Source organism: Pseudomonas moraviensis subsp. stanleyae (genome assembly GCF_036283065.1).
Lineage (GTDB): Bacteria > Pseudomonadota > Gammaproteobacteria > Pseudomonadales > Pseudomonadaceae > Aquipseudomonas > Aquipseudomonas stanleyae.
Window position 1 is genome coordinate 82,869 of record NZ_JAADJI010000012.1, and the last position, 14,634, is coordinate 97,502.

The 14,634-nt window shown below is 61.1% G+C and carries 12 protein-coding genes; 3 read left to right on the forward strand and 9 right to left on the reverse strand.

Annotated features, from left to right (window positions below; translation table 11 throughout):
* Nucleotides 1-22 precede the first annotated feature (22 nt).
* The 3 genes from GXB78_RS21845 to GXB78_RS21855 are packed head-to-tail and all read right to left on the reverse strand — an operon-like array spanning nt 23 to nt 3,599.
* Nucleotides 23-970, reverse strand: a complete 948-nt coding sequence (locus GXB78_RS21845; protein WP_123418531.1) for a dihydrodipicolinate synthase family protein — start codon at nt 968-970, stop codon at nt 23-25.
* Nucleotides 971-1,024: 54 nt separating this feature from the next.
* Nucleotides 1,025-1,951, reverse strand: coding sequence for a 4-hydroxyproline epimerase (locus tag GXB78_RS21850; RefSeq protein ID WP_329516941.1), 927 nt, complete (start codon nt 1,949-1,951; stop codon nt 1,025-1,027).
* 22 nt (nt 1,952-1,973) lie between these two features.
* A complete protein-coding gene (locus GXB78_RS21855) occupies nt 1,974-3,599 on the reverse strand; it encodes an APC family permease (RefSeq protein WP_329516942.1) in 1,626 nt (541 codons plus the stop codon).
* A 222-nt stretch (nt 3,600-3,821) separates the two neighbouring features.
* On the opposite strand from GXB78_RS21855, the gene GXB78_RS21860 reads away from it, so the two are divergent.
* Complete coding sequence (locus tag GXB78_RS21860; RefSeq protein WP_329516943.1) at nt 3,822-4,592, forward strand: AraC family transcriptional regulator; 771 nt, start codon at nt 3,822-3,824, stop codon at nt 4,590-4,592.
* Here the strand turns inward: GXB78_RS21860 and GXB78_RS21865 are convergent.
* Together GXB78_RS21865 and GXB78_RS21870 are read right to left on the reverse strand one after the other, a co-directional pair.
* Entirely contained in the window at nt 4,589-5,185 is a 597-nt protein-coding gene (locus GXB78_RS21865; protein WP_329516944.1) for a LysE family translocator, read from the reverse strand. The genes GXB78_RS21860 and GXB78_RS21865 overlap by 4 nt on opposite strands.
* 54 nt (nt 5,186-5,239) lie before the next feature.
* Nucleotides 5,240-6,076: an AraC family transcriptional regulator gene (locus GXB78_RS21870; RefSeq protein WP_329516945.1), complete on the reverse strand. Its 837-nt coding sequence runs from the start codon at nt 6,074-6,076 to the stop codon at nt 5,240-5,242.
* A 1,033-nt stretch (nt 6,077-7,109) separates the two neighbouring features.
* On the opposite strand from GXB78_RS21870, the gene GXB78_RS21875 reads away from it, so the two are divergent.
* Complete coding sequence (locus GXB78_RS21875; RefSeq protein ID WP_252875983.1) at nt 7,110-7,406, forward strand: hypothetical protein; 297 nt, start codon at nt 7,110-7,112, stop codon at nt 7,404-7,406.
* A gap of 79 nt (nt 7,407-7,485) precedes the next feature.
* On the opposite strand, the gene GXB78_RS21880 is transcribed toward GXB78_RS21875, so the two are convergent.
* The 3 genes from GXB78_RS21880 to GXB78_RS21890 are packed head-to-tail and all read right to left on the reverse strand — an operon-like array spanning nt 7,486 to nt 11,029.
* The gene (locus GXB78_RS21880; protein WP_329516946.1) at nt 7,486-8,724 is read right to left on the reverse strand and encodes a nucleoside permease; all 1,239 of its coding nucleotides are present in this window, start codon (nt 8,722-8,724) and stop codon (nt 7,486-7,488) included.
* A 42-nt stretch (nt 8,725-8,766) separates the two neighbouring features.
* Nucleotides 8,767-9,849 (reverse strand): sugar phosphate isomerase/epimerase family protein, encoded by a 1,083-nt coding sequence (locus GXB78_RS21885; RefSeq protein ID WP_329516947.1) that lies wholly within the window; start codon nt 9,847-9,849, stop codon nt 8,767-8,769.
* A complete protein-coding gene (locus GXB78_RS21890) occupies nt 9,839-11,029 on the reverse strand; it encodes a Gfo/Idh/MocA family protein (RefSeq protein WP_329516948.1) in 1,191 nt (396 codons plus the stop codon). The genes GXB78_RS21885 and GXB78_RS21890 overlap by 11 nt, the downstream gene beginning before the upstream one ends.
* A gap of 179 nt (nt 11,030-11,208) precedes the next feature.
* On the opposite strand from GXB78_RS21890, the gene GXB78_RS21895 reads away from it, so the two are divergent.
* Nucleotides 11,209-12,222 carry a LacI family DNA-binding transcriptional regulator gene (locus GXB78_RS21895; RefSeq protein ID WP_329516949.1) on the forward strand — a complete coding sequence of 338 codons (1,014 nt, stop codon included), beginning with the start codon at nt 11,209-11,211 and terminating at the stop codon, nt 12,220-12,222.
* 5 nt (nt 12,223-12,227) lie between these two features.
* On the opposite strand, the gene GXB78_RS21900 is transcribed toward GXB78_RS21895, so the two are convergent.
* Nucleotides 12,228-14,606: a DUF3772 domain-containing protein gene (locus GXB78_RS21900; protein ID WP_329516950.1), complete on the reverse strand. Its 2,379-nt coding sequence runs from the start codon at nt 14,604-14,606 to the stop codon at nt 12,228-12,230.
* Nucleotides 14,607-14,634: the final 28 nt, after the last annotated feature.

Genomic DNA, 14,634 nt, shown 5'->3' on the forward strand with positions numbered 1-14,634 from the left:
GATGGCTCGCGGCAGGTGGCGGTCAGGCGAAGTTCTGCTCGGCGGACCAGTTTTCGTACCAGTGACGGAACAGCGAATACTGCTTCTCGGCATAGCGCCGTTGCGAGTCGCTCAACACATCGGTTTCGTTGAAGTGCAGGGTGTATTCCTTGTCGCCGTTGAGCACCATCAGATGCTTGTAATACAGCACCAGATCGCAACCCTCATCAAACGACGACAACACTGCGAGCGCCGATTCCAACTCGCGCGCCTGGCGCCGGGCCTTGGCATCGCCTTGTGCGGCTTGCTTGCTCAGCGCCACCAGTTGCAGCACTTCGCGGGGCAGGGCGTTGCCGATGCCGGTGATGGCGCCGGTGGCGTTGCAGTTGACGAAACCGTGCACCACTTGCGTATCGACGCCGACCATCAACGTCACGTCGTCGTCCTTGGAGGTGATGTTCTCAGCCGCGTAGCGCAGGTCCGCGCCGCCGCCGAATTCCTTGAAGCCGATCAGGTTCGGGTATTCACGACGCAGTTCGAAAAACAGCTCGGCGCGGGTGGCGAAGCCGTAGTAAGGGCTGTTGTAGATCACCGCCGGCAGATTCGGCGCGGCTTGCAGGATGGCGGCGAAGTGCGCCTTTTGCGCCGTCGCGGAAGCACCACGGGAGAGGACGCGCGGAATGACCATCAAGCCTTGCGCGCCGACTTTCGCCGCATGCGCTGCATGGGAAACCGCCTCACGGGAGTTCACCGCGCCAGTGCCGACGATGGTGGGCACCCCAGCGGCCACCAGCCGTGCCACGCCTTCCTGGCGCTCGGCTTCGGTGAGCAGCGGCCAGTCGCCCATCGAGCCGCAATAGACCACGGCGCTCATGCCGATATCGATCAGCTCGCGACCCTTGGCCACCAGCGCATCGAAGTCCGGTTTGCGCTGGGCAGTGCACGGGGTCATCAGGGCCGGCATGCAACCGGTGAAGATGTTGTCGCTCATGGTTCAACTCCTTGGCATTTCGTTGGATTCGAGGTGAAAAATCGGCGTGGCGGCTCAGATGCCCCACGCGAACGGGTCGCTGTCATCGATCAGCAGGGTGCTGTCGGCGGTCATGTAGGCGCGGCCGGTGATGAACGGGCGAATGCGCTCGCCCTCCCATTCGAAACGGCCTTCGAACTGGCTGCCGGTGATGCTCGCCTGGATCCACGGCGCGCCGGGTTGCAACTTGTCGTCTGCGGCCAGGCAGGCGAGTTTGGCGCTGGTGCCGGTGCCGCACGGTGAGCGGTCGTAGGCTTTGCCGGGGCACATGACGAAGTTGCGGCTGTCGGCCTGATCGTCATCGGCGAACAGTTCGATGTGGTCGATGACCGCGCCGTCCTCGCCGCAGATGCCCTGATCTTCCAGCGCTTTGAGCATCGCCCAGGTGTACGCCGTCAGGTGTTCGACGTTGTCCATGGTCAGTGTCTGGCCATGCTCGGAAACCAGGAAAAACCAGTTGCCGCCATAAGCGATATCGCCGACCACGCGGCCGAAACCCGGCACCTCCACCGGCACCTGTTTGCGATAGCGGTAGGCGGGCACGTTGCCCAGGGTGACCGAGCCATCGTTGTGCAGCGTCGCGCTGACTTGCCCCACCGGGGTATCGATCTTGTGCTCGCCCGGCTGGATTTTTCCCAGATGCTGCAACGAATTGATCAGGCCAATGGTGCCGTGGCCGCACATGCCCAGATATCCGGCGTTGTTGAAGAAGATCACCCCGCAGGTAGCGTCCGCCGACACCGGCGGGCAATACAGCGCGCCGACCAACACATCGTTACCGCGCGGTTCGAGCAGACAGGCGCGCCGCCACTGATCGTGCTGGGTGCGCAGGGCATCGCGTTTCTCGGCCATGCTGTTGCCGGGCAGCTCGGGGAAGCCGCTCATCACCAGGCGCGTCGGTTCGCCGCCGGTGTGGGAATCAATGACGTGTACTCGTTTCATGAAGAGCTCCCGTTGGATGATTTCAGTAGGCGCCGGCAGGGCGGGCGTTGACGGTGGGCGAGGGTGCAGGGTTTTCGCTTTCCTCATCCTCGTCGTCCAGGCGCAGCAGATGCGCCGGCACACCGGTCGCCGCGCCCCAGTAGTAAATGCCGGTGGCGCAAGCGGCGACGACGATCGTGTCGAACGGATGAGCGAGGATGCCCAGGCCGCCGAAAGTGCCGAGTTTTGATAGCACGATGGTCACCGCGTAGAAGGCGATCAGCCAGGCCGAAGATCGCACCTGCCGCGCCAGACTCAGGTGTGCGGTCGGCACAAACCGGCCGCAGAACAGGTAGATGACAAACATCAGAATCTGCAGGCCAAGCAGCCACGACACGGTGTTCCAGCCCGACCAGTAGACGATCAGCGCGGCGATGATGAACGACACCGGCCCGAGCAGGCCCATGCTCTTGACCCGGAACGGGCGCGGCATGTCCGGCGCATTGCGGCGCAGCGCTGCAACCGAGACCGGCGCCACCGCATAGCTCAACACCAGCGCCGCGGAGACCACGTTGATCAGCGCTTCCCACGATGGAAACGGCAGGGTCCAGAACACCGACAGGGCGAAGGTCAGCCACAGCGCCGGACGCGGAATGCCGGACTTTTCGTCGATGTGGGTGAAGACCTTGAAGAAGGTACCGGTCTGCGCCCAGCCGTAGATCACTCGGGGCGTGGCGTTCATGTAGATGTTGCCGCAGCCGCTCGGCGAGATCACCGCATCGGCGACCACCAGATACGCCAGCCAGCCGACACCGAGCGCCAGGGCGATGTCGCGATAGGGCAGGGCGAATTCCTTGCTGATACTGGCCCAGCCGTTGGCGAGCATTTCCGTTGGAATGCTGCCGAGAAAGGCCATTTGCAGCAGCACGTAGATCAGGGTCGACAGCAGCACCGAGAGAATCAGCGCGATGGGAATGGTGCGCTGTGGATTCTTCACTTCGCTGGCCACGGAAATGATCGGCGTCAGGCCCAGGTAGGCAAAGATGATCCCCCCGGCAGAGACCGCCATCTCCACGCCGGACAGGCCGAATGGAGCGAATCCCTGAACCTGGAAGTTCTCCGGTTTGAAGAAGGTGAACAGCACGCCGATCACCAGCAGCGGCACGATGAATTTGAACACGCTGACCAGATTGTTGGCCTTGGCGAAGGTCTTCACGCTGCGGTAGTTGAGCAGGAAAAACACGCAGAGCAGGCCGAACTGCACCAGCCAGCCGATGATCGTCGGATCGCCGCTGCCGGCCTTGGTCAGGCCGGGAAACCACGCCGCCGCATACTGGCGCGAGGCGACCACTTCAATCGCCACCAAGCTGGAAAACGCAATCAGCGTGATGAAGCCCATCAGGTAGCCGAGCAGCGGCCCGTGCGAGTAAACCGGGTAGCGCACCACGCCGCCGGCCCGTGGCAATGCGGCGCCGAGTTCGCAGTAGACGATGCCCAGCAGCAACACGGCGAAACCGCCCAGCAGCCAGGAGAAGATCCCCGCCGGACCGGCAATCGCCGAGACATGGCTGGCGGCGAACAACCAGCCAGACCCGAAGATCGCGCCGAGTCCGATAAAGGTGAGGTCGATCAATGAAAGCTGTTTTTTGAACTTGCCTTGGCCTGACATGGCATCGCCTTCTTGTGAGTTATTGGATAGGCAGTTGTGTCACGGGGACGACCAGACTTTGCACCGGTCGACGGCAGCGGCGATTGATGTTTTACCCAGGGATCGATGACGAATTCAGCACAGTGGCAGCGATGAATGCGCGGCCTCGACAGGGCCGCGGCGTTGCTGCAATCTGCTCGCGGACAGCTTTTCTGGTGGTTCATCTTGAGGAGGAAGTCTTTGATGCAGTCTGCGTTTTCGATCCTGTGCCAAGGCACGGATGGCCTGCGTCCGCAGACCCTCGAAGAAGTGGTCGCCGCTGCCGCGCAGCTGTTGCCGATACTCGATGTGATCCCCAACGCGGCGATCTTCATCAAGGATCTGCACGCGCGCTATGTGCTGGCCAACCGCACGCTGGTGCAGCGTTGTGGCTTGAAGGACCTGCGCCCGCTGCTCGGCAAAACCAGTGCGCAGGTGTTCCCGGCGCAGTTGGGCCCGGGCTACACCGAGCAGGATCGCAAGGTGCTGGAGGAAGGTTTTGTGCTGGAGGATCAGCTCGAACTACACCTGTACGGCAGTCGCGAACCGGGCTGGTGTCTTACTCACAAACGTCCGATCCATGATCGAGAAGGGCTGATCATCGGCCTGGCAGGGATCTCGGTGGATCTGCAATCAGCCAGTGAAACCCATCCGGCGTTCGAGCGCCTGGCGGCTGTCGATGAATACATTCGCGCCAACTTCAATCGACGGGTCACCCTGAGTGAGCTGACACGAATCGCCGGGATTTCTGTGGCGCAACTGGAGCGCTACTGCAAGCGGGTTTTTCACCTGACGCCACGGCAGATGATTCAGAAAGTCCGTCTGGAGCATGCGCATCGATTGCTGCACAGCGACTTGCCGATCACCGAGGTTGCGCTGCAATGCGGCTACACCGATCACAGCGCTTTTACCCGTCAGTTCAAGGCCTCGACCGGGTTTACCCCGCGTGAATATCGCCAGGCGACCGGTCATTAGACCAACACGGCCAGCCAGGCCGAGAGCAACAGGAGAAAGGCAAGTGCCGCGTTCATTCGCTTGAATGCCTGCGGTGAACCGAGCAGCCGTGCGCTGCCGACGCCGAGCAACGCCCAGATCGTCATGCACGGCAGCGATACCAGCAAAAACGCCAGCGATAACACCAGCAGGCGCAGCGTCTTGTCGCCACCGCCGACAAATACGCTGACCACGGCCACCGCCATCATCCACACCTTGGGATTGACCAGTTGCAGCAGCGCCGCGCCGAATACGCTCAAGCCTTGTTCCTGCGCGGCACTCGGGTCCAGCGATGGTGGCGGGCTGCGAAAGATCTGCCACGCCAGCCAGCTCAGCCAGAGCACACCCGCCCAGGCCATCGCTTGCTGCACACGGGGAAAGCGCAACAGGGTTTCGCCAGCACCGAGCCCGACCACCAGCACGATCAATGCCGCCGCCCCACAGGCGCCAAAAATGATCGGCAACGTCGCGATCAGCCCGCGCCGCGAGCTGTGGCTCAACACCAGAATATTGGTCGGCCCCGGCGTGATCGAGGCAACGAAAGCGAACAGCAGAAAGGGCAGTAAAGAAGCCATGGTGCAGATTCCTGAAAGTCGAAACAGGACACCATGATCGTCAGCGGCGGGGCCTCAGTCTGGAAGATTTGAGCAGCGTTTGCGGTAGTCCGCCGGGGTCAGTTGATAGGCGCGGCGGAACCAGCGACCAAGATGGCTCTGGTCGGCAAAACCGAGCACGCTGGCGACCTGCGCCGGTGTCTCACCGCGCGCGAGCAATTGTCGCGCCTTGGCCAGGCGCAGCTGGATCAGGTAAGCATGGGGTGCCAGGCCGAAAGCGGCCTTGAACGCGCGGGTCAGGCGAAAGCGGTCCACGCCACAGGCTTGCGCAAGATCATCGAGGCCGATGTCTTCATAGGTGTGGGCATGCAGATAGTCCCGCGCGAACTGCGCAACCAATGGCAGACGCGGATCGAAATCCTGGCGCTTGCGCCAGTCGAGATGGCGGGTGAGGGAAGCCAGCAGGCCATCCAGCGCAGTCTGTCGGACGATGCGCAGATCGCCGTCATGTAACGCGTGGAAGGCTTGCACGATCGCCGTCGACAGGCGCGGATCGTGGCTCAGGGTGTCGGCAAAGCCCGGCTGACTGTCAGCGGGCGCCTCTTCGAACAGCGCGTGCAGTTCGCGCTCCAGCCAGTGTGGATCCAGATACAGCATCGAATAGGTAAAGCCATCCTCGGTCGGCGCATGGCCATCGTGGATTTCACCCGGCTCGAGCAGGAACACATGCCCCGGCGTACTGCGATGACGCACGCGGCGGCAATTGAACTGCTGCACGCCTTGCTCGGTGACCCCGACGAGAAAGCTGTCATGCCAGTGCGGATCGTAGGCATGCCCACGGAAATGCGCACGAATCGACTCGATCCCGGTATCGACATCCTGGGACAGGGAGATCCAGTTGCGTTTGTCCATGGGAGTACTCCGAGGGCGGTTGAGCAGGTGCGTTTTTTAACATACCGCGTGGGGGAGGAGAGTGTTTAGAAGATTTGTGCAGGTGGAATGGGGTAATCGAGATGGGTGAGGCGATGGGAGAGGACTTCGCAAGAAAACGCAGACGAAAAAAAACCGCCTTCGCGGGGCGGTTCTTCCATACCTCGGTTTGGAGCCGAGGTCGTGTGCTTCACTAGCCACACCAACATGTCCGCGCATGGTATTGAGTTTCTCCCGTCAGTGCAACGTAGGTTTAGCGTGACGTGCGACATTTTTTCGGAACGTCCAGCGCATGCAACTGAATACAGGTCTGTCAATAAACATTGTCAGAAATACGATTTTACAAAGGTTCGGGCGTAGCCGCAGGATAACCTTGGTTACTCGGGTTTTCTCTTCCGATTTCTGCGTTAAGATGCCCGCGCTCATCTTGTTGGTAGAGCAGTGAGGTTTGGCTGGGGGGCGCAAAAGGTTTCATGCCCTCTGACGCGGATTCGCACCCGCGCCGGAATGATGTCTCGGAGGGATTTCAACCGGCCGCCTCACTAGCCACACCAACATGTAGGCTGAAAGCACGCATGGTCCGGTAAGTTTGCTGGAGGTTTGGCCGCCAGCCCTGGAGGCCAAAACGTATGAAGCTTTTGCTGCGTACGCTGAGCCTTGTATGGAGATTGTTGAAAGCCTTGCGCTTTGACGAGTTCCTGCGAGACCGCTTTGACGACCTGAAATAAGGCTCGTCTGAGTGGGGAAGACCCGTTTCGGTTTCGATCGATTCGGGTCTTTTTTTGCTCGAGTAAAACTGTCAGAAATACGACTTGTCAGTTTTACGCTTTCCATGTTGTAGGGCGTTTCGCCTGGATACGTAAGCAACAGCTTACCGGTGGGATGAACAGCGGCCTGCCTTTGGTCAATCATTGATTGCTTCAATAACAACCATTAAGTCAATGAAGTTCTCATATCCATGGCGCCGCGTAAGATCGGCTCCATACCCAACCCCTGCAACTCGGAGCACATCATCATGAAACGCCAGACTATCCTCGGTATCGCTTTCTCGGTTTTTGCACTGAATGCCTTCGCCGCCACTGAAACCGACCCGCTGTTCAGCGACGCGGTCGCCGCTACTCAAACAGACCGTCTGTTCAGCGACGCCGTAGCCGCCACCGAAACCGACCCGCTGTTCAGCGACGCCGTAGCCGCGACCGAAACCGATCCACTGTTCAGCGATGCAGTAGCCTCTGACGGTGCCGACCACCTGCAAGGCAATCGGGTCGCCGAAGGTGGCGCTGACCGTCTGCTCGAACGCCGCACTGCTTGAGCGTGACGATGAGCATCAATAACGAATGCCGCCTCAACCACAGGCGGCATTCGTTCTATTCAAGCATTACCACTCTGCTCTAAACCGCACTCGGCAACACAGCCTTGTCGCGATCGCGGCCCTTGAATGTCGCCCAGAAACACAGCAGCACCGCCACGGAAAAGCCGGCGGGAAACAGCCAGATACTTGTCCAGTCATGACCCGCACTTGAAGTGAAGTGGTCAGTGATCCGTCCCGCAATCCAGAACCCGATCAACATGCCCAATCCGTACGTGGCCAAAGTGATCAAGCCTTGCGCCGAGCTGCGGAAGCGTTCCGGTGCCTTGGCATCGGTGTAGATCTGCCCGGACACGAAGAAGAAGTCATAGCAAACACCGTGCAGGGCAATACCGATCAGCAGCATGAATGCCTGATCGTCGTTATTGCCGAAGGCAAACAGCACGTAGCGCAACGCCCAGGCAGCCATGCCGACCAGCAGGGCGATCTTGATGCCGAAGCGATGGATGAACAACGGCAGCAGCAACATGAACAGCACTTCCGAGACCTGACCGATGGCCATTTTCGCTGTCGGATTAGTCACACCGATCTCAGCCAGAAACGGATTGGCATTCTGGTAGTAGAAGGCCAGCGGAATGCAGATCAGGATCGAGGCGAGGAAGAACACCAGATAGCTGCGATCCTTGAGCAAACCCAACGCATCGACGCCGAGCATCTGCTTGAGGCTCGATGCGCCTGCTGCAGTTTTCAGCGGCGCAGTGTTCGGCAGACTGAAGCTGTAAAGCCCTAACAGCAGCGACGCGACGGCGGACATCAGGAAAGTGTTGCGCAAGCCTCCCGCCGCAATGCTTTGCTGCGAGTCCCAGGCGAAGACGAAGCTGATCACCACACCGGCGACAATCCAGCCCACTGTGCCCCACACGCGAATGCGCGAGAACTCCAGGGCCGGGTCCTTGATCTGGCGGAACGCCACGGCGTTGACCAGTGCCAGCGTCGGCATGTAGACCATCATGTAAGCGAGCACAAAGGGATAAAACGCACTGAAATCCGCTGCGCGATAAAGCTGAAAGAGCAGCACCGCGCCGAGCAGATGCAGCACCGCCAGAATGCGTTCGGCATTGAAGAAACGGTCGGCGATCAGGCCGATGACAAACGGCGCCACAATCGCGCCCCAGGATTGCGTGGCGAAGGCCATGCCGACCTGACCGCCGCTGGCAGCCAGCGTTGTCGCCAGAAAAGTGCCGAGGGTGACGAACCAGCCACCCCAGATAAAGAACTGCAAAAACATCATCACGCTGAGTCGCGCATTCATTACGTTCATTTCAGATCACCGTATTGTTTTTATGTCGGTAACGCGGATGAATCAGTCGTCAGCCAGGCCGAGCAGGCGCCGGTTCGAAGCAGCATCGGCGCTGACCCCGGCGAAATCGTCGAAGGCCTTGGCGGTCTTGCGGATCATGTGCTGCTCAATGAATGCCGCGCCTTCAGCGGCACCCTGCGCAGAGTCTTTGAGGCAGCACTCCCATTCCAGCACCGCCCAGCCGTTGAAGTCGTATTGGCACAATTTGCTGAAGATCGATTTGAAATCGATCTGGCCGTCGCCCAGCGAGCGGAATCGCCCGGGACGTTCGACCCAGCCCTGATAACCGCCGTAGACGCCGGAGCGCGCATCGGGCCGGAACTCGGCATCCTTGACGTGAAACATGCGAATGCGCTGGTGGTAGCGATCGATGAAGCCGAGGTAGTCCATTTGCTGCAGCAGCAGATGACTCGGGTCGTAGAGAATCGCGGCGCGGGGGTGATGATTCACCGCTTCGAGAAACTGCTCGAACGACGCGCCATCATGCAAGTCTTCGCCAGGGTGGATTTCGTAGCACAGATCAACGCCAGCCTCTTCGAAGCAGTCGAGGATCGGCAGCCAGCGCTTGCCCAGTTCGGCGAAGCCTTGCTCGACCAGTCCAGCCGGGCGTTGTGGCCACGGGTAAACGTAAGGCCAGAGCAGGGCGCCGGAAAAGGTTGCGTGGGCGGTGAGCCCAAGACGCTGGCTGGCGCGGGCGGCCAGTTTCAACTGCTCGATGGCCCACTCGGTGCGCTCGCGGGGTTTGCCACGGAGCGCGGACGGGGCGAAGTCGTCGAACAGGCTGTCGAACGCCGGATGTACCGCCACCAGTTGCCCTTGCAGGTGCGTCGACAGCTCACTGATGACCACGCCGGCACGGGCGCAAACGGCGATAAGCTCGTCGCAATAATCCTGGCTTTCAGCGGCGCGCTGCAAATCGATGAAGCGAGTGCCGAGGGTCGGTACCTGGATGGCTTTGTAGCCTTGCGACGCCGCCCATTCGGCGATGTTGGCGAGCGAGTGGAACGGCGCTTCGTCAGCGATGAACTGCGCGAGGAAGATGCCGGGGCCTTTCATACCTGCGGCGTTCTGCTGATTACTGTTCATTGTGCGGGGCTCCTGTCAGTTGGCCGGGGATCTCGCTCCACTTCTCGTTGCCAAGGTGATTGGCGATGGCGGTTTCGATAAACGCCATGCCGCGCAGGCCTGTTTCAATGCCCGGAACCCCCGGCGCCTGACGGCCTTCGGCGCCTTGTAAAATCGCCTCGGCGAGGTCGCCGTACAGATTGGCCATGGCTTCCAGATAACCTTCGGGATGCCCGGCGGGCAGGCGCATGCGCTGGGTTGCGGCGGCACATAACCACGGCTGACCGACTCCGGATCGCAGAATGCGCATCGGCTCGTTCAGCGGTCGATGAATCAGGCTGGCCGGCTCCTCCTGACGCCACTCCAGCCCACCCTTGTCGCCGTAGACGCGGATCTTCAGCGGATTCTCTTCACCGGCGCAGACCTGGCTGGCAAGCAACACGCCACTGGCGCCATCGCGCATCTTGAATAGCATCGCCACATCGTCATCCAGTTGCCGACCCTCGACATGCGAGCCGAGCAACGCGCTGATGAACTGGATGGACTGTCCGGCAACGAATTCCGCAAGAGAAAACGCATGGGTGCCGATATCGCCGATGCAGCCGCCGATCCCGGATTGCGCCGGGTCGTCGCGCCAGCCGGCCTGTTTGTTGCCTTGCCCGGCAATGTCGGTGCTGAGCCAGCCTTGCGGGTACTCGACGATGACTTTGCGCACGCGCCCGAGCACGCCGCTGGCGACCATCTCGCGGGCCTGCCAGACCATCGCATAGCCGAGGTAGGTATGCGCCAGCCCATAGATGCGCTGGCTGTTGATGACTACCGAATGCAGCGCCTGCACCTCGGCCAGGTTCAACGCGGCCGGTTTCTCACTGAACACATGAAAACCGCCGCTCAAGGCCTCATGGGCAATCGGTGCGTGCAAATGATTGGGCGTGACGATGATCAGCAATTGCATGCGCTGCTCGGCGGGCAGGGCGGCCTCGCGGGCGAGCAGGGTTTGCCAATCGTCGTAACAACGCTCGGCGGCTACACCCAACGTAGCAGCGGTGCGCTGGTTATTTTCAGAGTCGCGGCTGAACGCGCCGCAGACCAGTTCGAAGCGTCCATCGAGGCCGGCGGCTTGCCGGTGGGCGCGGGCGATGAAGGAGCCTTCACCGCCGCCGACAAAACCCATTCTTATTTTTGTTGCGGCAGCGTACATGGCAGTCGTCTCGGTAGCAGGATGCAATTCTGATGAGCGATGTAACCGGTTACATCGTGGGCGAAATCTAGGCGTGAATTAGCCTGGTGTCAAATGCCAGCGGATGATCGACAGCGTTTCGAACGCGCGTCGCCTGCGGTAAGCTCCGCGCCTGATCGGCATGAAACAACGAGGTGGTTTTGTCCAATATCCGCGAAGTGGCCCGGCTGGCAGGCGTTTCCGTGGCGACGGTGTCGAGGACATTGAAGTCCCCTGAGCGCGTCCTCGCGCCAACCCGTGAGCGTGTGATGGCTGCGGTGGAGCAGGCCGGCTATCGGCCGAACCTGATGGCCGTGCAGTTCCGTTCGCGGCGCACCGGCAATCTGGTGATTCTGGTGCCGACCATCGCCAACACCTTTTTCGCCCGGGTGATCAGCGGCGCGCAGCAAGCGGCGCAGGCGGCCGGCTATCGCTTGCTGCTTTGCGACACCCAGGGCCGGGAAGAACTGGAGCGGCAGTTCGCCGAGTTGGTATACGCCTATCAAGCCGACGGCGTCATCCAGTTGCGCGCCTACGACCCGTTCGAAAACGCACCGGCCGACGCCGATCTGCCGCCCATCGTCAACGCCTGCGAAGTGATCAAGGCCGGACGTTATCCAACCATCAGTCTGGACAACGTCGCCGCCGCCAAAGCCATGACCGAGCACCTGATCGCACTGGGACACCGCCGCATTGGCCTGATCAAAGGCTCGAAAAACAGCCCGCTGACCCTAGATCGCCTGGCAGGCTACGAAGCGGCATTGCGCGAAGCCGATATCGCCTTCGACGAGGCACTGATCTGCCATGGCAACTTCACCCTCGAGGCCGGCTTCGCAGGCGCGGAAAAAATGCTCGCAATGGCTGAGCGGCCCACGGCGCTGTTCTGTGAAAACGATGAAATGGCCATCGGTGCGCTCAAGCGCATCCGCCAAGCGGGATTGCGTGTGCCTGAGGACATTTCCCTGGTCGGCTTCGACGACATTCCCATGGCCGCGTACTGCGATCCGCCGCTGACCACCATTTCGCAGCCGGCCGAGGCCTTCGGGACCAAAGCCGTCGAGCTGCTGATTGCCCTGATCGAGAAACGGCCGCTGGCAGAGACGCATGTCATCCTGCCGTTTGAACTGACGCCACGCAGCAGCACCGCCAGCATCGACAATTCGGGCAAGCGCTAACCGAATCACGCCGCCGGCTTCGCCAGCGCAATCCCCGCGGCGCCCAAGCGCTTGAGCACTTCGAACAACAGATCACTTTTGGTCAGCCCGACGATCCTCGGACTGCCGACATACCCGGTGACCGTCAAGGTAATCCCGTCCGGCGACAACTTGCTGAAGCGCACGAACGGCGCCGGTTTATCGAGGATGGTTTCATTTTCGTGATAAGCATCGAGCAGCAGCTGTTTGACTTCCTCCGGGTCGATATCCAGCGGAAACATCAGCTCCAGCGACGCCACGCCCTGTGCACTGCCGCCGAGGGTGACGTTGCGCAGGTTCTGCGAGATCAACTGCGAGTTGGGCACGATCACGATCGAACGGTCGCTGAGCTGGATTTCCGTGGCGCGCACGTTGATCCGGCGGATGTCGCCCTCAACGCCGCTGATGCTGATCAGGTCGCCGACCTTGACCGGGCGCTCGGTGAGCAGAATCAGGCCGGAGACGAAGTTCTTGACGATCTCTTGCAGGCCAAAGCCAATGCCCACCGACAGCGCACTGACGATCCACGCCAGATTCGTCCACTGCACACCCAGCGACGACAGCGTCAGCAGGATCACAAAGGCGTAGCCGATGTTGGAAAACAGCGTGCTCAGCGACGCGCACATGCCCGGATCCATGTCGGTCTTGGGCAGGAACTCGTTGTCGAGCCAGCGGCTCAATGCGCGGATCAGCCAGATGCCGATCAGCAGCGCCAGCAACGCATTGAGCAGATGCGCGGGGACGATGTTCAGTTTGCGCAAACCGGCGCCGCCGAGGATCGACATGATGTTGGTGAGCAGTTGACCGAGCGTGGTGCCGATGCCGCCGACAAACAACGAAATCAGCGCCATCAGCATCAGCCCCGCGCGGCTGACGCCGGACAACAGGATCGAGGTCTGCTCGAGGCGCCGATCACTGACTCCGAGCAGTTGCTTGAGCGCCTGGCCGCTCGCGTGTTTCGGTGAAAACAGATGTTCGCAGGCGTCCTTGACCAGCTGAATCAACAAGTAGAAGCCCGACAGCACGATGTAGCTCCAGACCAGTTCATAGCTGATGAACCGCGCCAGCGACACATAACCGGCAAGCAGCGCAATGGCCGTGACAAACATCGAGACGCTGGCGACGCTGTAGATCAGCCCGGCGAACATGCTGTTTACCGCAGAGGCGTCATTGGCCGCCACCAGTGCCTTGCGCACTTTGCCGACGCGCAGAAGCAGGGTGCCGATGATCGCCAGCACCACCATCGAAATCACGCCGCGCCCGGTCATTACGATGTGGCTGCTCATGCCCGTGGCGTTGCCGACCTGCACCAGCGTCACCAATATCAGCAAAGAACAGGCGAGAATCCGTGGATAAGGCTTGAGGGCCAGCGCCACCGGATCGGCAATCGACGGCAGGCGCCAGGATGGATGCTCTGTCGACAGCAATGCACGGCTGAGCCCGGTAATCAGCACGCAGGCATAGACGACTTTTTCGAACTCTTCGGAGAAGGTTTCCAGCACCGGCGGCAGGGCATCGTGGCGGGTGCAGGCGTAGAACAGCAGTTTCAGGGCGATGGCGGTGGTGATGAAGGTTGCGATGGCTGAGGCGAAAGCCAGGGCACTGCGGCGCAAGCGGCCCTCCGCCACGCGGTGAATACAGAACCAGGTCAGGCCGCGCTCAGCCAGACGTCGACCGAAGGTCCAGATGAGCAGCGCCAACAGCACCAACACGCAGGTATAAAACCGCTCGCCCGGCGCCCAGACCGTGGCCCAGACGTCACCCACCTGCGCAACGAACAGGCGCAGCCGCTGGCGGTCGTCCGCGCTTGGGTTGATCAGGGGCGCCCAGAAATGCGGACTCAGCACGCTGCGGGTGCTCAGGGTCAGTTCGCTTTCCAGCAACGTACGGCGGATGCCGGCGATCTGCGTGATCAGGTCGGCAGCATTCTGTTTCAGTCCGGCGAGGCTTTTCAGCGTGCCATCGACCTTGCTTTTCTGCTCCGCCAGTGCCGCCCGCTGCCTGACGATATCGGCTTGTTCGGCGCCCACCTCGGCATCCGGCGCCGGCCCCAACACGCCCAGTTGCACCGCCAGTTGCGCCTGTTGCGGCAATAACGCTGCCGACAGCCGATCAACGTCGAGAATGAACGCCTGCACCCGATCCTGCGGGCCTTCGAGCTGGTTGTAATTGTTCGCCGCCGAAATCTGCTGCTTGAGCCCGTCGAGCCGTTGTTGCAGGGCTTGCAGATCACTTTGCGAAATCACCGGTAACGGCGCTGCGCTCGAGTTTGCCGGTGGCGGAAGGTCCGCCGCCGACAGCGCAGCGCTGCCCGCCATCGACAGCAGGAACAGGACAAAAAACAAAGACTTGAATAAACGAAGCATGGGGACGGCGGGCTCGAATGGATCACAC